Annotated in this window: 23 protein-coding genes; 10 read left to right on the forward strand and 13 right to left on the reverse strand. The window is 36.2% G+C overall.

Annotated features, from left to right (window positions below):
- Positions 1–208 precede the first annotated feature (208 nt).
- Positions 209–1,855 carry a peptide ABC transporter substrate-binding protein gene (locus LCF45_RS06085; RefSeq protein WP_002125935.1) on the forward strand — a complete coding sequence of 549 codons (1,647 nt, stop codon included), beginning with the start codon at positions 209–211 and terminating at the stop codon, positions 1,853–1,855.
- A gap of 30 nt (positions 1,856–1,885) precedes the next feature.
- Here LCF45_RS06085 and LCF45_RS06090 read toward each other — a convergent pair whose 3' ends face one another.
- Positions 1,886–2,089, reverse strand: coding sequence for a hypothetical protein (locus tag LCF45_RS06090; RefSeq protein ID WP_000559981.1), 204 nt, complete (start codon positions 2,087–2,089; stop codon positions 1,886–1,888).
- Between the two features lie 580 nt (positions 2,090–2,669).
- Between LCF45_RS06090 and spx the strand changes: the two genes are divergently transcribed.
- The gene (gene spx / locus LCF45_RS06095; protein ID WP_002011348.1) at positions 2,670–3,065 is read left to right on the forward strand and encodes a transcriptional regulator Spx; all 396 of its coding nucleotides are present in this window, start codon (positions 2,670–2,672) and stop codon (positions 3,063–3,065) included.
- Between the two features lie 50 nt (positions 3,066–3,115).
- On the opposite strand, the gene LCF45_RS06100 is transcribed toward spx, so the two are convergent.
- A complete protein-coding gene (locus LCF45_RS06100; protein ID WP_002030376.1) occupies positions 3,116–3,790 on the reverse strand; it encodes a TerC family protein in 675 nt (224 codons plus the stop codon).
- A 436-nt stretch (positions 3,791–4,226) separates the two neighbouring features.
- Between LCF45_RS06100 and mecA the strand changes: the two genes are divergently transcribed.
- From mecA to pepF, 4 genes are all read left to right on the forward strand, one after another.
- Positions 4,227–4,910: an adaptor protein MecA gene (mecA, locus tag LCF45_RS06105; RefSeq protein ID WP_002011351.1), complete on the forward strand. Its 684-nt coding sequence runs from the start codon at positions 4,227–4,229 to the stop codon at positions 4,908–4,910.
- Between the two features lie 72 nt (positions 4,911–4,982).
- Positions 4,983–6,527 carry a cardiolipin synthase gene (locus LCF45_RS06110; RefSeq protein ID WP_002064255.1) on the forward strand — a complete coding sequence of 515 codons (1,545 nt, stop codon included), beginning with the start codon at positions 4,983–4,985 and terminating at the stop codon, positions 6,525–6,527.
- 91 nt (positions 6,528–6,618) lie between these two features.
- Positions 6,619–7,854: a competence protein CoiA gene (locus LCF45_RS06115; RefSeq protein WP_263894707.1), complete on the forward strand. Its 1,236-nt coding sequence runs from the start codon at positions 6,619–6,621 to the stop codon at positions 7,852–7,854.
- Between the two features lie 50 nt (positions 7,855–7,904).
- Positions 7,905–9,731, forward strand: coding sequence for an oligoendopeptidase F (pepF, locus tag LCF45_RS06120; protein WP_002134970.1), 1,827 nt, complete (start codon positions 7,905–7,907; stop codon positions 9,729–9,731).
- A gap of 132 nt (positions 9,732–9,863) precedes the next feature.
- Here the strand turns inward: pepF and LCF45_RS06125 are convergent, their stop codons facing one another.
- The 4 genes from LCF45_RS06125 to LCF45_RS06140 all read right to left on the reverse strand — a co-directional run bounded on the left by LCF45_RS06125 (position 9,864) and on the right by LCF45_RS06140 (position 12,322).
- Positions 9,864–10,037, reverse strand: a complete 174-nt coding sequence (locus tag LCF45_RS06125; RefSeq protein WP_000748141.1) for a hypothetical protein — start codon at positions 10,035–10,037, stop codon at positions 9,864–9,866.
- 229 nt (positions 10,038–10,266) lie between these two features.
- Entirely contained in the window at positions 10,267–11,160 is an 894-nt protein-coding gene (locus tag LCF45_RS06130) for a ClpXP adapter SpxH family protein (protein WP_002125944.1), read from the reverse strand.
- A complete protein-coding gene (locus LCF45_RS06135) occupies positions 11,160–11,558 on the reverse strand; it encodes a globin domain-containing protein (RefSeq protein WP_000043388.1) in 399 nt (132 codons plus the stop codon). Before LCF45_RS06135 ends, LCF45_RS06130 begins: the two co-directional genes overlap by 1 nt.
- A 185-nt stretch (positions 11,559–11,743) precedes the next feature.
- Positions 11,744–12,322, reverse strand: coding sequence for a CYTH domain-containing protein (locus LCF45_RS06140; protein ID WP_002011360.1), 579 nt, complete (start codon positions 12,320–12,322; stop codon positions 11,744–11,746).
- A gap of 144 nt (positions 12,323–12,466) precedes the next feature.
- Here LCF45_RS06140 and LCF45_RS06145 point away from each other — a divergent pair, with 144 nt between their 5' ends.
- From LCF45_RS06145 to LCF45_RS06160, 4 genes are read left to right on the forward strand one after another with little or no spacing between them, the layout of a single operon-like run.
- Positions 12,467–12,838: a UPF0738 family protein gene (locus tag LCF45_RS06145; protein WP_002011362.1), complete on the forward strand. Its 372-nt coding sequence runs from the start codon at positions 12,467–12,469 to the stop codon at positions 12,836–12,838.
- Between the two features lie 30 nt (positions 12,839–12,868).
- Positions 12,869–13,507 (forward strand): GTP diphosphokinase, encoded by a 639-nt coding sequence (locus LCF45_RS06150; protein ID WP_002125951.1) that lies wholly within the window; start codon positions 12,869–12,871, stop codon positions 13,505–13,507.
- 18 nt (positions 13,508–13,525) lie between these two features.
- The gene (locus LCF45_RS06155) at positions 13,526–14,323 is read left to right on the forward strand and encodes an NAD kinase (RefSeq protein ID WP_002011365.1); all 798 of its coding nucleotides are present in this window, start codon (positions 13,526–13,528) and stop codon (positions 14,321–14,323) included.
- A gap of 15 nt (positions 14,324–14,338) precedes the next feature.
- Positions 14,339–15,232: an RluA family pseudouridine synthase gene (locus tag LCF45_RS06160; RefSeq protein ID WP_002125954.1), complete on the forward strand. Its 894-nt coding sequence runs from the start codon at positions 14,339–14,341 to the stop codon at positions 15,230–15,232.
- A 45-nt stretch (positions 15,233–15,277) separates the two neighbouring features.
- On the opposite strand, the gene LCF45_RS06165 is transcribed toward LCF45_RS06160, so the two are convergent.
- The 7 genes from LCF45_RS06165 to LCF45_RS06195 form a co-directional block, all read right to left on the reverse strand.
- Positions 15,278–16,672 (reverse strand): peptidase G2 autoproteolytic cleavage domain-containing protein, encoded by a 1,395-nt coding sequence (locus LCF45_RS06165; protein WP_078206353.1) that lies wholly within the window; start codon positions 16,670–16,672, stop codon positions 15,278–15,280.
- A gap of 223 nt (positions 16,673–16,895) precedes the next feature.
- Positions 16,896–17,636, reverse strand: coding sequence for a bis(5'-nucleosyl)-tetraphosphatase PrpE (prpE, locus tag LCF45_RS06170; RefSeq protein WP_002125956.1), 741 nt, complete (start codon positions 17,634–17,636; stop codon positions 16,896–16,898).
- Positions 17,637–17,715: 79 nt separating this feature from the next.
- Positions 17,716–18,876, reverse strand: a complete 1,161-nt coding sequence (locus LCF45_RS06175) for an FtsW/RodA/SpoVE family cell cycle protein (RefSeq protein ID WP_078202959.1) — start codon at positions 18,874–18,876, stop codon at positions 17,716–17,718.
- Between the two features lie 145 nt (positions 18,877–19,021).
- Complete coding sequence (locus LCF45_RS06180) at positions 19,022–19,939, reverse strand: glycosyltransferase family 2 protein (protein ID WP_078202960.1); 918 nt, start codon at positions 19,937–19,939, stop codon at positions 19,022–19,024.
- A gap of 1 nt (position 19,940) precedes the next feature.
- Positions 19,941–20,705: a class I SAM-dependent methyltransferase gene (locus LCF45_RS06185; protein ID WP_078202961.1), complete on the reverse strand. Its 765-nt coding sequence runs from the start codon at positions 20,703–20,705 to the stop codon at positions 19,941–19,943.
- Between the two features lie 220 nt (positions 20,706–20,925).
- The gene (locus tag LCF45_RS06190) at positions 20,926–21,771 is read right to left on the reverse strand and encodes a TylF/MycF family methyltransferase (protein ID WP_078202962.1); all 846 of its coding nucleotides are present in this window, start codon (positions 21,769–21,771) and stop codon (positions 20,926–20,928) included.
- A gap of 123 nt (positions 21,772–21,894) precedes the next feature.
- Positions 21,895–22,791 (reverse strand): BclA C-terminal domain-containing protein, encoded by an 897-nt coding sequence (locus LCF45_RS06195; protein WP_263894708.1) that lies wholly within the window; start codon positions 22,789–22,791, stop codon positions 21,895–21,897.
- Positions 22,792–22,845 lie beyond the last annotated feature (54 nt).

A 22,845-nucleotide genomic window follows, 5' to 3' on the forward strand; every position in this document is an offset into this window, starting at 1 on the left:
AAATGGTCATTTTTAACACTTTAGTTCAATAAAAACGCAGTGTGAAACGTTTACAAATGCACGTGGTGTTAACAGAAAATTTTAATAAAATAGAAATATAAATATACAAAGAATATATTTGTGTGTATAATACGAATTATTAGAACATATATATATTTCTTTCTGTTTGAAAATGAAAGGGCTAACATTTTTTTTGGAGGGTGGAAGTATGAAAAAAAAGATACCAGTTTTTGTAGCATCAACAGTAGCAATGAGCATGATTTTAGGGGCATGTGGCTACCAAAAAGATGAACCGCAAGCGAACGCAAAAGGGGATAGCGGGAAAAGCGGTGCGAAGCAAGTTATTAACTTAATTGAAACACAAGAAATTCCAACGATGGACCCAGCGTTATCAGCTGATGCAGTTTCTTCAAAAGTAATGAACAATACGATGGAAGGCCTATACCGCCTTGGGAAAGACGATAAATTAGTTCCAGGTGTAGCGAAGGAATTCCAAAAGTCAGAAGACGGTAAAAAGTATACATTTAAATTACGTGAAGATGCAAAATGGTCAAATGGTGAACCTGTAACGGCGAAAGATTTCGTGTATGCATGGCAAAGAGCAATTAATCCAGATACAGCTGCGAAATCGGCGTACATTATGTACGATATAAAAAATGCTGAGAAAATTAATAAAAAAGAGATGAGTCCAGACCAATTAGGTGTAAAAGCGATTGATGATCATACACTAGAAGTAGAATTAGATAATTCTATTCCATATCTTGTTGATTTAATGGTCTATCCGATCTTCTATCCTGTTAATGAAAAGTATGTGAAAGAGCAAGGGGCGAAGTTTGGTTTAGAAGCAAATACAACACTTTATAACGGACCATTTACATTAAGTGATTGGCAACATGAACGTAGCTTCAAAATGACAAAGAGCTCATCATATTGGGACAATAAAGAAGTGAAGCTTGAGGAAGTAAACTTTAATATTGTAAAAGATACGTCTACGCCAATTAATTTATATGAAACAAACGCAGTCGATCGAGCGACGTTATTAGCAGAGTTCATCGATAAATATAAAGGAAAACCAGATTTCAAAACGGTAGAAGATACATCTGTATTCTTCCTTCGCTTAAATCAAAAAGACCCAGCTTTAGCAAATAAAAATATTCGTAAAGCAATTTCTCTTGGTTTTGACCGTAAACCATTCGTTGATACATTATTAAATAACGGTTCTAAGCCAGCGACGGGATTAATTCCTGACAATTTCATTAAAGGACCGGATAAAAAAGATTTCCGTGTTGAAAATGGAGATATTGTAAAACCAAATGTAAAAGAAGCGAAAAAGTATTGGGAAGCTGGTAAAAAAGAGCTTGGTAAAAACGAAATTGAATTAGAGCTATTAAATGAAGACGTTGAATTATCGAAGAAAACTGGTGAATATTTAAAAGGTGAGTTAGAAAAGAATTTACCAGGTTTAACAGTGAAAATTAAACAACAACCATTCGCGCAAAAACTAAAATTAGAAGATGCGGGCGACTTTGTAATGTCATTCTCTGGATGGAGTGCAGACTTCCCAGATCCAGTTACATATCTTGATATGTTCGTAACTGATGGGGCACAAAATAAAATGAAGTATTCTAATCCGAAGTACGATGAGATTATTATGAAAGCGAAGAAAGATGGAAGCGACGTAAATGCTCGTTGGAAAAACTTACTTGAAGCAGAAAAAATGTTACTTGATGACGCTGCGATTGTTCCAGTATATCAACGTGGTAGAGCATATTTACAAAGAGAAACAATTAAAGATATGTACAACCATAAGTATGGTGGCGAAGTAAGCTTCAAATGGGCATCAGTAGGAAAATAACAAAAAAAAGCAGGTAATTACCTGCTTTTTTTAGTACGTACGTTTTTTATAAATGCCTTTTCCGCCAACTTGGTTCCAGCCAGATTGTACATCTAAACTTTTGTTAACAAACTTCATTTTTTCTTTCCCACCAAAGAGTTTTTCACCGATGCTATTTGTAATGACACCAATCAATGCTGTTATTCCGATGATGAGGGTAGCAACAATGATAAAATCAGTAAAAAAAGCGATCATATGCAAATTCCCCCTTTGTCTGTCTGTATTTTTATTGTATGAGATAAATGGTAAAAAAGAAAGAAATGTCAGAAAAATATTCGATTTACTTTAGAAAGCATATAGACATGAGCGAAGAGATTTGTTAAAATAAGAACAAATGTTCCTTTTTGTTTCTAACCTTTAGAGTCTTACATTTCTCAATTGTTTTGTTGGGAAAAGGTAAGAAAACGCTCTCTTTTTAATGGGGAAGATTATGAAACTGTAATTGTATATCAAGTGAAGATTATTGTAGAAAGTAAGTATCAAAAGGGTTGAAGACCGTTGTTAAAGGACAGTTTTACTGAGTATAATCATGTTGCATAGCAGTGGAGTACACGGAGAAATTTTCTCAACTAGCAGTAAATTCACTGTATATTTCTTGCAAAAACTATTGTATAATGATTATAGAAGTTACTTATTAAAAGTAATTATTGTTGCTTACATGAATTGCGATTTTTTACTTTGCTATAAGACAAGTTATCGCGAAAAATTGCGGAAGTTAGAAATTTAAACTGTAATTAGTACAGAATTTGTACTCTTTAAGGAGAGTGAGCTTTGTATGGTAACATTATATAGTTCTCCAAGCTGTACGTCTTGTAGAAAGGCGAAATTATGGCTAGAGGAAAATCATATTCCTTATACAGAACGTAATATTTTCTCAGATCCATTAACGATTGATGAGATTAAAGAGATTTTACGTATGACAGAAAGCGGAACGGATGAGATTATTTCTACTCGTTCAAAAGTTTTCCAAGAATTGAATGTGAACTTAGAGTCTTTACCACTTCAAGATTTATATAAGATGATTCGTGACTATCCAGGTATTTTACGTCGTCCAATTATGATTGACGAAAAACGCCTTCAAGTAGGTTACAACGAAGATGAAATCCGTCGTTTCTTACCACGTACAGTAAGAACGTTCCAATTACGTGAAGCACAGCGTCTTGTAAATTAATTATAATAATATGAAAACCTTCTACCTATTATAGAGTAGAAGGTTTTTTTTTACTGTTTAACATTACGTAATCGCACTTGTTGAACGATAAAGCCTATGCATAAAATGGTGAAAATGAACAAATAAGGGATACTTGTGGCAAAACTAGGATTATGATGAAAAAACGTTGCAAGTCTGTCTTCATGTGTAATCATTTTTCCTGCTGTATAGGCGAGAACTGCTGCTCCGCAATAAATGAGAAATGGAAAGCGTTCCATGAGTATTAAAATAAGTTTGCTTCCCCAAATGATAATCGGGATAGAAATGAATAAACCGATAATTACGAGTGAAAGTCTTCCGTGAGCTGCTCCTGCAATGGCAATAACATTGTCAAACCCCATAACGAGATCCGCGAATACAATTGTACGCACAGCTTGGAATAAAGTCGTTTTTCCTTTGATAGAAGAAAGATCGTTGTTATTATCAGTGAGTAAATTGACCGCAATTAATGTAAGTAAAATTCCGCCGGTGAGTTGTAAAAATGGGATATCAAGTAAATAGACAGCTAGTATCGTGAGGAGAATTCGTAGCACAATTGCTAACATAGTACCAATCAAAATGGCTTTATTTCGTTTTGCTTCAGGTAAATTTCGGCTAGCTAGTGCGATGACAATTGCGTTATCGCCACCTAGTACAACATCGATACCGACAATCAGTAGTACAGATGTTAAAAACTCTAAGTCCATTCGTCTGCCTCCATTTATGATGTTTTAATAAGCGAAATATATGTATGTGGTGAAGAAAGTTTGTCTAGTTTTGATCCCGCGCTCCCAGGGACAAAATAATCACCTCTAATAGAAGTTTCACTTTATTACAGTGTACGAGGGAATATGGGAATGTATGTCCAAATTTTTTGCGAGCAGTGAATTAGTATAATGGTATATTTATTCCGATTGGTGCGAGCTAATAATCAGTGGAGGATGAAAAAAATACTGATTATTGTTTCACTTTATGTAAAAAGTCGAATACAGATAGGTATATAACTATTTTTGTAAAATAAATCGATTTTATTTCCCTTCTGGAGAATCTTATCATAAAATGAGAGTACAAGAATCTATTGTTTTGTCATATGAGTGGGGAATCCCTTCATAACAATTCTAAGCAGGAAGGGAGCGTTGTATTTTGGATATTGAAAGAATTAATGACCATACGATGAAATTTTTTATTACGTACATTGATATAGAGGATAGAGGGTTTAATCGTGAAGAAATTTGGTATGATCGCGAACGAAGTGAAGAGCTCTTTTGGGAGATGATGGACGAAGCTCGTGATCATGATGATTTCTTTATCGATGGGCCGTTATGGATCCAAGTGCAAGCAGTCGATAAAGGGATTGAAGTACTTGTAACGAAAGCGGAGCTTTCAAAGGATGGACAAAAGCTGGAACTACCAATAGGTGTAGACAAAATTATAGACATTCCTCTAGATGAAGGCATCGAATCATTATTCCAGCAAGAATTAGTGGAAGAGGTAGAAGAACAAGTAGGAACAAACTTTAATGAAGATGGTACGTTTGGCTTTTTAATTAAGTTTAATGATTTTGAAGATGTTATTTCATTAAGTCATCGTCTTATCTTTGAAGATATAAAAGATGAATTACATTCATTTGAGGACCGATATTATGTATATGTGGAATTCGATGAAGTGCTACATGATGAAGAAGAAATTGATCGTATTTTAAGTATTGTTTTAGAATATGGAGAAGAATCTACTTTAACGATTCACCGTGTAAGTGAGTATGGGAAACAGGTTGTGAAAGAGCGTGCGCTTGAGACAATTCGCAACAATTTCCCTCCTAAAATGTAGGCCGATTTCTATAGTATGAAATCGGCTTTTTTTATGAAGAATAGGAAGGCTTTCTTAGTAAGGAGGTAAGAGATGAAAAACACGTTAAAACTACTTTTCTTTTTTCTACTATTGTTCGCATTATTTGTTTCATTACGCATGTTTATTGATGTAGCATTTTATTCGGATGTCATTGGGATAAAGGATGTTTCTATTTTAGGTATTATTAGTATTTTATTTACGGTTTCCGCATTTTTAATTGGATGTGTTATTTTCTTAGAAAACCGCCATCCGTCTAAAACACTTACGTGGTTAATCGTACTAGGTATTTTTCCGGTGTTCGGTTTCTTTGCTTATCTTTTATTTGGACAAAATTTTCGTAGAAAAAGAATGTTCCAAAAGAAGGCATTACTCGATGAACAGGCATTTTTACAATATAAGGGACACGAAGATTACGAAGAACGGATTTTACGAAATCATAAGCATCAAGAATTGTTATTTCGTTTAGCAGATCGACTAGGTGCTTTAAATATTTCATTTCAAACTGAAACGAGGACATTAACAAATGGAGACGAAACGTTTCAGGCAATTTTAGATGGGTTAAATCGAGCGAAACACCACATTCATATGGAGTATTACATTGTGCGTGATGACAAGCTCGGTACAGAAATTAAAGATATTTTAATAAAAAAATCAAAAGAAGGCGTTGTCGTTCGTTTTTTATACGACGCGGTTGGAAGCTTTAAATTATCAAATTCGTATATTGAAGAATTGAATGATGCAGGAGTAGAAATGATTCCATTTTTCCCTGTGCGCTTTCCAATTTTAAACGATAAAATTAATTATCGAAACCACCGAAAAATCGTTATTATAGATGGAAATGAAGGGTTTGTAGGTGGATTAAATATTGGTGATGAGTATTTAGGGAAGGATAAATATTTCGGTTTTTGGCGAGACACGCATTTATATTTACGCGGTGAAGCAGTTCAAAGTTTACAGCTAATTTTCCTTCAAGACTGGTTTTATATGACTGGTGAGGCGGTATTAGCACCTGAATATTTACAAGCGGAAGCAGTTGAGGGTGATCATTGGGGCGGAGTCCAACTTGTTGGAGGTGGACCGGATAATAAATGGGAAACAATTAAACATTTATATTTTGCAATGATTGCTTCAGCTAGGAAATCGATTTGGATTGCAACACCATACTTTATCCCAGATGATGATATTTTATCTGCATTAAAAGTAGCTGCACTTGCTGGTATTGATGTTCGTTTGTTAATGCCAAGTAAGCCAGATAAGCGGACTGTCTTTTATGCATCAAGATCGTACTTTCCGGAGTTATTAGATGCAGGAGTAAAAATATATGAATATGAAAAAGGTTTTCTTCATAGTAAAGTTGTCATCGTGGATTCTGATCTCGCATCAATTGGGACAGCTAATATGGATATGAGAAGTTTTCATTTAAACTTTGAAGTAAATGCCTTTTTATATGATACAGGTAGCATTCGAAAGCTCGTTCAAGATTTTAAAGACGATTTAGAAGAATCCAGTGAAATTCATGTTGACCGATTTCATAAGAGACGTCTTCATAGGCGGATTGTTGAATCGACGTATCGGTTATTATCACCTTTATTATAGAAAGAGATGTCCTAATTTAGGACATCTCTTTTTTTGAGAGGAATTTGTAGTAAATTGTAGAATACAAGAAGTTGAAAGGGTGTGATGGTGGATGTTTATTGCAAGGAGAGAAAACGGAGAGAAAATTCATCTATTATATAACCGGGATGAAGAGCGTTTACGCGAAATGCGTAAACGAGAAAAATTCTTTTGTACAGCTTGCGGAAAAGAAGTGCAAATGAAATTAGGAACACAAAAGAGCTGGCATTTTGCTCATAAGAAAGTGGATTCATGTCTTACTTTTTATGAAGCAGAATCTATGTATCATATGCACGGTAAAGAATTGTTATATAGATGGTTAAAACATCAAGATTTTCATGTCGATATAGAGCATTATCTGCCAGTAATCAAGCAACGGCCAGATATTTACGTAGAGAGAGCAGATCGAAAAATTGCGATTGAATATCAATGTGCAAATCTCTCCGTAGAGCAGCTTTCTAAACGAACATACTCGTATTGGCAAGCTGGTATACAGGTCATCTGGATCATTGGTGGAAATCAATTAAAAAAGCAATCTGCATATTGGATGAAATTTTCCTCACTTCTGGCTTTCTCCTTACAATCTTATCCTCAGCCATTTCTTATTTTCTTCTGTCCGAAACAAAAATCGTTTATGAAATGCGCATTTATCACTCCGTTTTCTACAAATGTCTCTTTCTCACATACTATTTATTTACCAACTGATACGACTACTGTTGACATGCTCTTTTCCTCTGTTCCTTTCCAAAAAGAGGTATTAGGACAAGAATGGAAGAGAAAAAAGAACCATTTTCGGCAAAACGCTCTATCTATCTGGAATTATAATCATAAGTCACTACTCCGCCTCTTATATCAATATAAATGTACCCCAGCGAGCTTTCCTTCTGAAATCGGTGTTCCGCTCCCATCCGCGTTTGCTTTTCAAACAAATCCATTTACATGGCAAGCTTTTCTATACATGAAGTGTATAGGTGAGCTTGCGGTAGGGAATTGTATTTCCCTTCAATATGTGTGTAGTTATGTAAAAAAAAATACGGAAATGCGCTTACTTCCGTACTTTTCACAACATATATGGAAAGTAGCGGTTACTGAATATATGACTTTTTTATGTTTTGTAGGCGTGTTGCATAAAGTAGGGACTTATACGTACCGAAAAATGAAGAATATAGTTATGTTACAGGCGGAGGAGGAAGTTAGGAAATATGATGAGATTTGCCTAACTTATGCGCTATCTCTATTTGAGACAAAGTTCAACATGAGAGAAGAAAAAGGGGATATAATAAAGAATGAACGTGAAGGAATTACATAAGAAAAACAGAATTGTACTTAAGTAGAGATATTTAAAGGAGGGCTTACAGAATGTCTGAACAAAATAAAGCAAAAACATTACCAGATCGCAATGAGATTGAAGAAGCAAGCACATGGCGATTAGAAGATATTTTCCAAACAGATGCAGAATGGGAAAAAGAATTCCAAGCTATTAAAGAGCTATTGCCAAAGTTAACTGAATTTAAAGGGAAGCTTGGCGACTCTGCAGACAATTTGCTTGAGGCATTGCAATATGAAGATGAAATTTCAATGCGATTAGGTAAGCTATATACATATGCACATATGCGTTACGATCAAGATACAACAAACTCTGTGTATCAAGCACTGAATGATCGCGCAACAAATTTATACTCACAAGTATCTAGTAGCACAGCGTATATCGTACCTGAAATTTTATCTATTTCAGAAGATACATTGCAAACATTTTTACAAGAAAATCGAGAACTAAGTGTATATGAGCATGCATTAGAAGAAATTACACGTCAACGCCCGCACGTATTATCTGAGGCAGAGGAAGCGTTATTAGCAGAAGCATCTGAAGTGATGAGTGCATCAAGTAATACATTCGGTATGTTGAATAATGCGGATTTGAAATTCCCATCTATTAAAGGTGAGGATGGAGAAGAGGTAGAAATAACACATGGCCGTTACATTCAGTTTTTAGAAAGTGATGATCGTCGTGTTCGCGAAGATGCATTCAAAGCTGTATTTGAAACGTATGGGAAATTTAAGAACACATTTGCAAGTACGTTAAGCGGGGCAGTGAAACGTAATAATTTCAATGCACGTATTCGTAAATATGACTCTGCTCGCCAAGCAGCATTAAGCAATAATAATATTCCTGAAGCAGTATACGATCAACTCGTTGAAACGGTAAATGACAACTTACATTTATTACACCGTTACATTGATATTCGTAAGCGTGCACTAGGACTTGATGAGCTTCATATGTACGATTTATATACACCACTTGTACAAGAAGTGAAAATGAATGTGAAGTATGAAGAAGCGCAAGACCTGTTATTAAAATCTTTAAACGTACTTGGTGATGAATATGTTGAAATTTTAAAAGAAGCATATGAAAATCGCTGGGTAGATGTGTACGAGAATAAAGGCAAACGAAGCGGAGCATATTCATCTGGTGCATACGGAACAAATCCGTATATTTTAATGAACTGGCATGATAATGTAAATAATTTATATACACTTGCTCATGAGTTTGGTCATTCGGTGCATAGTTATTACACAAGAAAGACACAGCCACACGTATACGGTGATTATTCAATCTTCGTTGCAGAGGTAGCATCAACTTGTAATGAAGCGCTTCTAAATGATTATTTATTAAAAACGACAGAAGATAAAAAAGAGCGTCTATATTTATTAAATCATTATTTAGAAGGATTCCGTGGTACTGTATTCCGTCAAACAATGTTTGCAGAGTTCGAGCATATCATTCATAAAAAAGTACAAGAAGGACATGCGGTTACGCCAGATATGTTAACGGAGATCTACTACGATTTAAATAAGAAATATTTCGGGGATGCTTTAGTAATCGATAAAGAAATCGGTTTAGAATGGTCTCGTATTCCGCACTTCTATTACAACTATTACGTATATCAATACGCAACAGGATTTAGTGCAGCGACTGCGTTATCTAAACAAATTTTAGAAGAAGGGCAACCAGCAGTAGAACGTTACATTAACGAATTCTTAAAAGCGGGAAGCTCCGATTATCCAATTGAAGTGTTGAAAAAAGCAGGAGTTGATATGGCATCTCCTGAACCAGTGAAAGAGGCACTTCAAGTATTTGAAGAGAAATTAAATGAATTAGAAGCGTTATTATTTGAAGAAAAGTAATGAGAAAAGACGAGGGATTTTATCCTCGTCTTTTTTGTTTGAAAATGTTTTTGTCGATATTTGTCGATAAAATAAGGAGGATTTCCTTACTTTTTCTAAATTAGAAGGCAGTTTTACAGTTGATTTTTGTAATTAAAATCCTTTAAATCGTTTTCTATAGTTGAAATAAGAGACAGCGATGACGATAACTCCGAATAAAAGAGGAAAGGCAATAATTTTAGGGAAAGCTTGTAATAGAGAGAGGATATACAAGAAAAAAGAAACAATAACACATAGAAAGATAAGAAAAATATGAGATTTTTTCATAAGGAAACCTCCTAAATTGCTTTTTTTATAGCTTATTCAAGAATGAAAACGTTTAGAATGTGACAAAAATGTGAAATTCGACAAAAGGGGTTGTCATCTGACGTCGAATCTTGTAATATAATAAGCGTGAACGAATTCACATACAAACATATACCCCTTTGTTTGAACGTGAAAATTTCTCCCATCCCCTTTAATATTTTTATAAGCCGTAAAGAAAAAGACCTGGTGTTTACACCAGGTCTTTTTCTGTTGCTATCCATTTCCAATAACGCTCGCACTTCACTTCAATCATTTGTACTTTTCGTTTTAGTTGTAATTTTTTTAGTTCACGCTCTATTTCTTGCTGAGGGCAGTCATATATAAAAGAGATTTCCTTTGAAGAAATAAATTGTGTTGCTTCTAGTAATGCTTCTAAAGGAGGTAATGGTTCTGGCTCAATTTCGCATTTTACCAGTTCTTTTAATAGCTGTACGTATACATCATAGGAATAAATCCCTGTGATTTTAATACCTTCCTCATCTGAATTTGCATGAAAAAATAGGAGGGAAGGTATTTCTGTAATATGCATCTCATTTGTGAATTTTAGGTCGCATTGGAAAGCTTTTTTTGCGCTAACTGAGTGTAGGTCTTTTTTAAATTCCTCTACATCAATGCCACTATCTTTAGCACATGTAAGCAATAATTCACAGTCAGGGTTTGATACATTTTCAAGAAAAATGTATTCTTGGAGTTTTCGCAAAAACTTCGAACCTGCTTTTCGGCCTTGCAACTCCGCCGCCTTAATTGCCATCGAAACTAAATACGGTGTTGACGACGCCTCTTGCATATGTACTTTTCCATCACATGAAAAACCTTGTAAACTTGTTGTCTTTTCCCACACAAATCGAATATTAGCAGGTTTATTCCATTTGTGTGAGGAAGCGTTTGCCCCGTCCACTTTTCCTGTTACTATATGACGAATAGAGAAGTATTTCCCATACTCAAGCCATAGTTTAATAATAAATGGCTCGATATCCCAGCAATCTTTACAAAGTGGATCAATAAATAAATATGCTTCTACAGATTTATGCTCGCATGTGGAAGGAGAAGGCATATTTATATGCTTTGCTTCCTGCTTATCCATTACACTTCACCTGTTTCATTTGGAGTATTGACCATATGTTGAGCAGTTAATGCTAAACGTTCAAAAACAAACTCTCTTATATGACCGTGCACTCCTGTATCATCCATTGCTTGCTCCATACATGACAGCCAAGCTTCTGCGCGTTTTGGAGTAATCTCAAACGGAAGATGGCGTGCTCTTAGCATAGGATGCCCATGTTCTTCAGTGTATAAATTAGGACCACCTAAATATTGTGTTAAAAATTGTTTCTGCTTCCTAGCAGTTTCTGTTAAATCATCCGGGAAGATCGGAGATAAGTCAGGGTGTTCACTGACATAGGAATAAAATGTATCCACTAATGTTGCAATGCATTGTTCACCGCCGATTGCTTCAAATGGTGTCATCGGTTGCTTGCTCATCCTTTATAAACCCCTTTTTCCATGAAATGTATATCTATTGTAGCAATGGAATGTTATGAAGAGCAACTAAACAGCCTTCATAACATTCTTTACTTATTCTATATGTTGCTAATAAATCTTTTGCTTTTCAAAAAGGTGAAATGTAGCCGTAAGTACAGCTCTTCTTCACTGATGGAAATTTTACTTTAGCGCTCTTCGTTTTGTTTGGCAAGGAAAAAGCGTTTTACTTTGTTGTTTGTATGACGAACTGGTACGTTATGTTGCTTTAATAACCTTATAAATGCTGCTTTACCGGTCTTTTCATCTTGCACTTCGTATTCAATTTCATAATCATCGTGATTGTAATAGAAACTATGATCAAAGACAAGCGTTCCGCCTTCAAATAATATTTCAGCTCTTTCTGTTGTTAAACTACCCATATAAGTTAAAGAGGAAACGGGAATTTGTAATTGGTGTAGCTGACCCATTACAGTTCCTTGAATGATTGTGTTTGTTTCCATCATAAGTTGTGCTTCTTTTTCTGTTATAGACTGATGAGTTTCTAATAAACCAATTTCAGCAGGTTGTTTTAATGTTAATGTATAAGTTCCATCTTTATGACGAATACGAAGTGCAGAGCCTGCATCTTTTAAAGAGAAGTGAGGCGTTTCAAAGTAGTGATTTACTTGTTTTGTAAATGCTTCAATAGAAAAAGATTTGCATAATGTTTGGAATTCTTCCTCTGTAACCATATTTTTAAATTCAATTTCAATTTCTTGTGTCATTGTATGCGCTCCTTTTGAAAAATAATTCTTTCCACATTATCGCTTTTTCGCAAATTTGGTTCAATGTTTTATTTGTTTGCGTCCATGTTATGATACAATAATACTGTTAAGTAAGACAGGAAGTTGAGATGGAGGAGTTCGAGTATGCAAAATAAAATTCAAGTTAAGAGCGTAGAAACGAGAGAGAATGCGCTTATTTTTTGTGCGGAAAATACTGAAATAGAGGTAAAGGAGTTAAGTGCGCGTAATCACGTACTTGTAGACTCAGACAATTTATCATTTTTATATATCTTAGAAAATGAATCATCTTTCATTTATGTAAGTATTCCGCATACATGCTGGGAAGCAATGCATGAAGCGATGAATAAAGATACAGCGATGTTTATTCGCGTGAATGATGTTGAAATAGAATTAGAAGGATTAAAAGAAGAAGTAGAATATTTAGTTGAAAATATTGAAGGTAATGCAAATTACGGAGAAGAACTAGTAACTGCTGTAGAAAAAGTGTTTCTATAAGCAAATGGATTGATTTTGGTGGTGGTTGAAATGAATCGTAATTGGGAAGAATTTTTAGCACCGTATCACCAAGCGGTGGCGGAGCTGAAAGTGAAACTAAAAGGAATGCGTACTCAATTTGCAATGTTAACGGAGCATTCTCCAATTGAGTTTGTAACAGGAAGGGTAAAGTCGGTTGCAAGTATTATTGATAAAGCGGAGAAGAGAAATGTACCGCTAGACCGAATTAGAGAAGATATGCAGGACATCGCGGGCCTTCGAATGATGTGTCAATTCGTAGATGAGATTAAGCCTGTTGTAGAATATCTTCGAAAACGAAATGATTTTGACATTGTAGAAGAACGTGATTATGTAACGCAAAAGAAAGATAGCGGCTATCGCTCTTACCACGTTGTCATTAGTTATCCTGTTCAAACGATACAGGGGGAGAAAAAAGTGTTAGTTGAAATTCAAATTCGCACGTTAGCAATGAATTTTTGGGCAACGATTGAGCATTCTTTAAATTACAAATATAGTGGACGTTTTCCTGAAGATATTAAAATACGCTTACAACGTGCAGCGGAAGCGGCGTTTTTATTAGATGAAGAAATGTCTTCCATTCGTCTTGAAATTCAAGAAGCGCAAAAGGTCTTTTCACGAAAGCAGGAAACGAAAGATTCTGAATCATAAACTAAAGGGTGTTGGGCGATGAAATTTACAATTATGTCAAAGGGAGATCAATCATCAGATACACTAGCAAGTACGATGAAAGAATACTTGTTAGATTTTGGGTTTACAATGGATGAAAAGGAACCTGATATTGTAATTTCTGTTGGGGGAGATGGAACGCTTTTATATGCATTCCATCGTTACTATAATCGATTAGATGAAACCGCATTTGTTGGTGTACATACAGGGCATTTAGGTTTCTATGCAGATTGGTTACCGACGGAAGTAGAGAAGTTGGTGATTGCAATCGCTAAAACACCGTTCCAAGTGGTTGAATATCCACTTTTAGAAGTGATTATTCGCTATGTGAATGGTAGTAAAGAGTCGCAGTATTTGGCGATGAATGAAGCGACTGTAAAAAGTGCAGAAGGTACATTAGTAACAGAAGTGGAAATACGCGGAGAGTATTTCGAAACGTTTCGCGGAGATGGTCTTTGTATTTCTACTCCTTCAGGAAGTACCGCGTATAATAAGGCGCTTGGCGGAGCAATTATTCACCCTTCTATTGAAGCGATTCAAATTGCAGAAATGGCATCTATCAACAATCGTGTATTTCGTACGGTAGGTTCGCCGCTCGTACTGCCGAAGCATCATACATGCGTTTTAAAGCCGGCTGCAGGAATGAACATGCAAATTACCGTGGATCATTTGACGATGGTTCATCAAGATGTGAAATCAATTCAGTATCGCGTTGCAAACGAGAAAGTACGATTTGTTCGTTTCCGTCCGTTCCCATTCTGGAAACGTGTTCGTGACTCGTTTGTTGCAGATAAATAGAGAGGGTTTATATATTTGAACAGATTTACATTGAAATGGGATATAGGGCTGGCTGAAGAGGGAACTTTAGTTAGAGAATTTTTGAAAACAAAAGGGATTTCGAAAGCTGCTTTAACGGATATAAAGTTCCGCGGGGGAGCAATTGAAGTAAACGGTCAACACACAAGTGTTCGTCACAAGTTACAAGCTGGTGAAGAGTTACAAATCTTTTTTCCAGTGGAGGAAAGAAGTGAAGGGATGGAAGTGGAAGATATCCCTTTATGTATCGTATATGAAGATGATGCGGTTCTTGTTATAAATAAAGAAGCAAATATGTCGACGATTCCGTCTAGGGAGCACCCGTCAGGAAGTATTGCAAACGCTCTTTTATATCATTATGATAAACAAAATCTTGCAAGTACGGTGCACATTGTGACGAGGTTAGACCGTGATACTTCAGGGCTTATGTTAATTGCGAAAAATAGATTCGTTCACCACCTTTTATCGAAGCAGCATCAACAAAAAGGGGTGAAACGAACGTATGAGGCAATCGTTCATGGGACTATTTTAGAAGAAGTAGGAACGATTGACGCGCCAATCGGACGAAAAGCGGATAGTATTATCGAGCGAACTGTCTGTGAAGATGGTCAAAGAGCTGTTACTCATTTTAGAGTGATGGAGAGTTCTTCCGATAAGACGCATGTAGCGCTTGAGCTCGAGACGGGAAGAACACATCAAATTCGTGTACATATGGCATATATAGGAAATCCGCTACTTGGGGATGATCTATACGGTGGCCGAAGAGATGTGATAAAACGTCAAGCGCTGCATAGTACATCTTTGACGTTTTATCATCCTATTTTAGAAAAGGGAATGACTTTTACCGTAAGTATCCCAGAGGATATGCAATACGCTTTACATAACAATTAAAAGGGAACAAAATTCTTATCATAAAAAGAATTTTGTTCCCTTTTTTTAGCGAAATAATATTAAAATTTGATTTTCACCAGTACGTTTTATAACGAAAAAGCCACTTTCAGCTTTCGTGGCAATGCCGTCATCATTCGGACGACAATATCCGTGTGTTTCGCAAGTGCCGTCATCACGTACTAACATTTGTCCAATTAATCCGACAGGAAGCCACTCAGTACGGTCTCTTCTTGATATATACTTACAAGCTGGATCCCATTCTGTATTTAAAAGAGGTCGTATTTCTTGCGTATCCGTACGCGTATATTGACGTTTTCCGAAGCTATCTGTTTTATAGCGTTTTTGCCAACTTAAAGCACCGCTATTTCCTATGAGAGCAGGCGTAGCGCTGGATATGCCTAATATGAATGTATCATTTGAAGTAGCTTTTCGAATTTTTTCTTCGCTACTAAATGTAATGAAATAGCCGATATCAATAGGGCTATGATCTGCTGCCTCAAACATTTGTGCAAAATCAGTACCACCTGCATTGTAAGAAGCACCATCGATATACATTTCTCCGTTATGGGCAAGCCATTTGGCACCTATATTATAATCAGTGTCATTTGTCCCATTTGCGATAAACCAGGAATAAGCTTCTTCTGCTGTACCAAATTTCCCCATAATATGGCTGCCTGCAAAATTAGCTGTTGATGTATGATTTCCTTCCGCATGAGATGAGAATCCGTTAGCGATAGTTGCGGTTCCTTCTGCATGTGCTGCTTCGCCCAAAGCAATTGCATGTTTTCCTTCTGCATGAGAATAAGAGCCGCCTGCTGTCGTTTCACTTCCTTCGCTATGCGAACTATGTCCAGTTGCCTTTGTTTTTGTGCCTTCTGCATGAGAAAAGGGACCCGTTGCATGTGTAAGAAGCCCTTCTGCATGTGAAGCGATTCCATCAGCTTTAGATTGAAGTCCTTCTTTATATGCGTGACGAGCTCCTTTGTTATTTTCTTTTTTTATAGGTGTAGGTACAGGAGCCTGAATAGGGGCGGATCTTTCTATTTGTACATCGTTGCCCGAGATTAATGCTTCTTTTATTTTTTTTACTTGATTTATAATAGTAGCTGGAATTTCTGGTTGTACTTTTTCCTTTATTGCTGCAGGAATGTTTTCTTCTATATTTTCTTGTATCTTTTCCGAATTAAGCACAGGTTCATCATTATTAGAAGCGAGCTTCTTTTTTTGTTTTGCTTTTATTTTCCTGCTATCTATAATTCGCCTCATAACAGCATTTTCTAAAGAGATATATTTTTCTCTCGGTTTGCTTTTTTTTGATGACTCTTGTTCTTCTATTTCTTCTATAGCTGCCGCTCGAATACTGCACCAGTTGTTAATTCCATACATGGGATGGTATAAAGGGTGGAATTTTCTTTTTTGTTTAGAAGATTTTTTCTTCATTCCGTCACCTCCTGCGACAGTATATGCCGTGCAATTAAAAAAAGATGCACTTTATTACATCTTTTTTTAATTGCTTTATCTAGTTTTAGTGTGGAATATGTCTAGAAAACACCATGATCCTCTGCAAATCGTGAATTGTATTAAGTAGAGGTATTTATCCCGATTGGTGCGGGCTAATAATCAGTGGGGGATGAACAAAACCCCCACTGATTAAAGTTTCACTTTATGAAATTGGGCGGAACTTTTCAGGGACAAAAGGTAGGGAAGAAGGGACAGAAACGGTCTCCAACTCAGGGTAACGTAGTCCAGTTAGTTTACCACCAAATACAGCACCAGTATCAATATTGACTGTATGATTCACAAAGCGAGGTTCATTGACAGGTGTATGTCCATAAACAATCCATGTTTCACCCTTATACTCTTTCGCCCAATCTTGGCGGACAGGTGAGCCGTCAGGGTGTTTTTCGCCTGTAATATCACCATATAATACAAAGGTTTCTACTTTTTTATCTTGTCTTCCTATGTAATCTTGCCGAATACCAGCGTGACAGACGGTTAATTTTTTTTCATCCAGTATGTGATATAGCGGTGATTGTTCGTAAAGAGTAATGAATTTTTCTTTTATTATTTGTTGCTTATTAGAAGGCAATGCTTCATATTCTGCAACAGTTGTTTCGAGCCCATGAGCGATTGTAACATTACGTCCAAGGAAGAAACGATACAGTTTATTACAGTGATTCCCTGGAGCATAATAAGCATCTTTTCTATTTATTACGAGCTCCCATACAATTTCAATCATCCGTAATGAATGAGGACCTCGGTCTGTAATATCACCAACGAATGCAAGCCTTCGTTTTGCGTTATGAATTGGGATACCACTATCCCAGCTATACCCTAGTTTCGTTGTTAAATCTTGAAACTCTTGGAAGCATCCGTGAATATCACCTATAATGTCATATTTCATATTTAAACCTCCAGCTCATTTTTTCATTAGTATATCTAAAATGGACATAGAAAAAAACCATACCGTTTTTCGATATGGTTCATTTAAACATAAAGATTTTAGTTCTTGAGCGTACGTTTAAAATAAATCCAATAGCAACCATATATGTGAGCAGTGAACTCCCGCCGTAGCTCATAAGCGGTAACGTTATTCCTGTAATAGGGAGTAAACCAATTGTCATCCCAATATTTTGGAATACTTGGAACGTAAACATTCCAATTGTACCAGCGCAAATATAACTACCGAAAGGTTCATTGCTTTCTAAAGCGATATGGATCATTCGGTAAATGAGTAAGAAAAAAAATGAAATAATAACACTTGCTCCTAAAAAACCGAATTGTTCAGCGATATTTGTAAAAATAAAATCTGTATGTGGCTCTGGAAAATATACTTGTCTATTTTCCCATCCTTTTCCTTGCATCTCTCCTGATCCAGTAGCTAAAAATGCTTGTCTTAATTGATATCCTTGTGCGTCATATTCATAAGGTGCAAGCCAACCATAGAAGCGATTTAATTGATATTCTTTTAGAATGTGCTCTTTAAAGAATTCTGTATGCGTGAAATAAATATATGTTAAGGTAGAGCCTATGGCGAAAATACCGGAGGTTAATCCAAGGATAAAGCGCCAACGTATACCAGAAACTAAAACCATTGTTACAAGCATCGCTGAAATGACCATTGTGTTTCCTAAATCAGGTTCTTTTGCGATTAGAAGTAGTGGAGGTAAACTGGCTACAAATATTTTAAAAAGTAAAATGAAATCTTCACGACTTGTCCGAAAAAGGTATTTTTCATTATGATTCACTATAATTCGTCCAACGACGATAATCAAAAATAATTTCATAATTTCAGAAGGCTGAAAGTTTCCGATTCCTGGAAGTCTGTACCACGCGGTAGCCCCTTTAATTGTAACGGCGCCAGGAACTTGAAGTTCTAGGCCAATTAGAAGTATGAGTGCAAAGCTATATAAATACCAAGCAATTTGTTTATAGCGATCGAAATCAATAACCATAATAACACCAATGGCGATAAATCCAATGGCATACCATTGGATTTGTTTTAATACAAAATTTACGTTTTGTAAAAATGGTGGTAAAGAAGCTTGTGCACTTGCGATAGCAAAGCAACTAACAATCCCAATGGCAAATAAAATGAATATTAATATGTAGTCTATTTGATATTGAGTGTTCGGATCTTTCACTGTATGAATTCCTTTCTATCTCCTAATAAGTATGGTGATGATCTGATTGTAAAAATAATATGTAAGCAGACTGTTCATACATTTATTCCACTATTTGTGGGAAGTCATACATAACAGGGAGGAATAGCTCCTCCCTTATGCTGGGCTATTGTGTATTTAGCTTTTTTATAATTATATTCAAGCAATGTGAAAGACGAACATGTGCATCTGGAATGAGATTAGGGTATTGTTTGTAAAATTCTAAAGAGCCTATACACCATTCATATGCTTTTAATAAACTTGTTCTATAATCGACTTCATCTTGTAAAAAACCGTACTCTTTTGCTGTTAAAACGAGGTGGAGAAAATCTTCACTTCCTTCAAGTAGCTTATGATGTACTTGTTGACCAGTATGAAATCGAAATGAGCTTAAAGGCGATGCAATATACATTGCGTCACCTTTTGAAAGTAAGGCAATCCAAGAGGCCATATCAACACTGCAATTATAATTTCTGCCATTTAAGGTGCCGAAAGATTCCGTTAATAATTCTTTTCGAAATAGTACGGTGGTAGGCTCTCCGATAATGTTTTGCCCAGAAATAAGCATACGATTTCCGAAATCTTTCCCATTTACAATTGTGTCTTCTTTATATAACTCTTTTATCGAAGCATTGCTTTCAGTCGGGTTTCCATGATCATCAATCCAGTTGCGATATGAAGTTACTAGCGCAAGTTTTTTATTTAAATCTTGTTGGAAATAGGTCATCATTCTTTCAATTTTATTGCTATAAAATAAATCATCATCCATTAAGAAATTTATGTACTCTCCACCAGATTGTTTTAAGAGCATAAGATCATTATGGAATTGTCCTAAAGTGGTACTATTCCGTATGTATTTTATATTAGAATAGTTTGGCAAGTACTGTTCATGGATTAATCTTTCTGTTTTATCGTTTGTACTATCGTCTCCTATAATGATTTCCATATTTGGGTACGTTTGCTTAAGAGCACTTTCTAAAGCAATCTGTAAATAGTGTGGGCGATTAAAGGTTGGGATAAGTATTGACACGAGAGAAGAATTCACGTTATCCCTCCTTTTTTGTTTGTTTTTTTAGGAGAACAATATCTTGATAACTCGTAGAATCCGTTCTGCCACACCATGAACCATAATGAGGTTGATTTGTTAATTCCAAATCATACTTATTTAAAAGAGTGTGAACATTTTTTTCGGCATAGGCGACAGCGAAATTAGGAATATCTTTATTGGCAACATAACAATTCTCAATTTGATGGTGAAATGCTAAAGTGCTTAGACCAGAATTTAAGTAATAAGATGATTCTGGATTGATTAAAAAGAAGGTAATAAAGCAGCGACCATCTTTTTTTAGAACCCGTACGATTTCTGATACATAATGTTCTAATTCTTTTGGGAGTAGGTGTGTAAATACCGAAGTTAAGAAAATAAAATCAAATGATTCATCCTCATATGGAAAACGATATTGGGCAGCATCTTCTTTTCCGTTTGGGTTGTAGAATTGGTTGTATATGTCGATATGTTCAAAGTGAAAATTGTTACGGATGGTTGAAATATTATTTTTGCACCATGTGATACCCTCTTTAAACAAATCAAATCCATAATAGGCACCATCTTCGTTTAAATAATTCATTAATGGAACAGCCATTCGTCCGACACCGCAGCCTACATCTAATACTTTTTCATTTGATTGTAAAGCGCCAATTTGAATAAAATGCTGCAGAAACTCTTTTCCAACTTTTTTGAAATCGCCACCTACATATTGGACGAGTTCGGGAGGGGGAAGTAAAGTCAGTTCTTTTTCAAGTTCGCTCATAAGTACACTCCTTTCTTGTGATGGAAAATTAAGTGAACAGTATTTGTTTTATCCAGTTATTTGTTGTCTCTCTATTAATTGAAATTTCATTTTGTAGTGAGAGAATAATAAGCAAATGATTGTTATATGTAAGGAGATTCCTAAAACGACTACTTTATTGTGTTAGAAGTGAGAGAGGATAATGAGTGTAAATGGAACCTCCTGTCGATTGCAATTTCTCTTATTCTTTTCTCCAATAAACACCAAATACATCGACTTTAGTAATAGGGGCTTTTAAGTTTCTTTGATTTCTAAAGTCTGTCACGGCCTCTGCGCAAGCTGGTAGTCCATAGTCATCGATAATAATATAGCCACCCTTAGAAACTTTATCGTATAAGTTCACGAGACCATCCATTGTGGATTCATACATATCACCGTCAAGGCGTGCAATTGCAATTTTTTCTATTGGTGCTGTTGGTAAAGTATCTTTAAACCAGCCTTTTAAAAATTTTACTTGATCATTTAATAAATCATATTTTCTAAAATTCTCTTGTACTTGTTCTAAAGAAACGCGTAAATAATCGAAAGAGTGTAAATAATCTCCGTAATCTTTCGGATAGTGTTCTAAATTCGGTGTTGGCAAACCTTCAAATGAATCTGCAACCCACACATTACGATCAGTAATGTTATTTGCCTGTAAAAAACCATTCATAAAAATGCACGATCCCCCGCGCCACACACCTGTTTCAATAAAATCACCTTCTATATTTTCACGGACAACTGTTTCTAGTGCTTCATGTAATTGATTCATTCGTTCCCGGCCGATCATACTGTGTGCTGCTCTTGGCCAATCCATCCCATCTTGACGTTCACTTTTTAAAACATCTGGTTTCACAATTTTCAAGTTATGGTTTTCAGCATATTGCTTAATGAATAAAGGAAGTGGTACGGTAACTGGTTCATATGGAAGTTCCTTAGAAATATGTAATGAAGCAGGTAAGTATGGCTCATACTCTAGCCATATTTCAAATAAAATTGTTTTCTTTAACAACTCGAGATAAAGCTGAACAGCAAATTTATTTTCCATATTTGTGCCTCCTGCAAAATGTCATACAACAATATGATTATGTAGATAGTGAAAGTTTCATGCTTGAATTCATAATTGAAAAAGCAGTAAAACTGATATCAGTTTTACTGCTAAGTAAAAAAATTAAGCGATTTTTTCAATAATAATGGATGCACTTGTACCAAGAGCTAGAGATAATCCAAGTCCTGTAACGACAGCTTCAACCATTGATGGCGTTATTGTAATTTGTGTAATTGCCTGGATAACGAGAGGCGCTCCAAGTGAGATTAAACTTGTTCCAGCGCCAGGTATATTAACGCCGTTCACTTGAATTGCAAGGCTACCTAATATACTTACTGCTGCAGTATATGCGATAACAGTAATTTTATAGAATCCAGTTTCACTTATGATGAAAGTATCAGCGTCTAATTGAGAAATTGCTGTACCAAACTGAGATCCAACCGTGTTAAACGGTACAGGATCATTAATTCCAAGAGCTAAAGAAACTGTAGCAGAGTTAAATGCATACAATCCTGCTGGAAGTCCTAATCCAGATGGCCCAGTCGGCCCAGTCGGCCCAGTCGGCCCAGTCGGCCCAGTCGGCCCAGTCGGTCCAGTCGCACCAGTGTCTCCAGTCGGCCCGGTAGGTCCAGTTGCGCCAGTGTCTCCAGTCGGCCCAGTAGGTCCAGTTGCGCCAGTGTCTCCAGTCGGCCCAGTCGGTCCAGTTGCACCAGTGTCTCCAGTCGGCCCAGTCGGTCCAGTTGCGCCAGTGTCTCCAGTCGGCCCGGTAGGTCCAGTTGCGCCAGTGTCTCCAGTCGGCCCAGTCGGCCCAGTCGGCCCAGTCGGCCCAGTAGGTCCAGTCGGCCCAGTAGGTACGGTAGGTCCAGTAGGTCCAGTCGGCCCAGTAGGTCCAGTCGGCCCGGTTGGAAGTGTAAACGGTGGTATTGGTGGTAAAGTTGGACCTACAAGATTAGGATCAAATGCACTAGCTGATAAGAATTCATCAGGATTTAAGCCATCTGAATAATTATTATTTGACATAAATTCACCTCCATAAAGCTTTCATTATATAGTAGATGCAAAATCACAAGAAAA

The organism is Bacillus sp. 41-22, from assembly GCF_025809295.1.
Classification (GTDB): domain Bacteria; phylum Bacillota; class Bacilli; order Bacillales; family Bacillaceae_G; genus Bacillus_A; species Bacillus_A mycoides.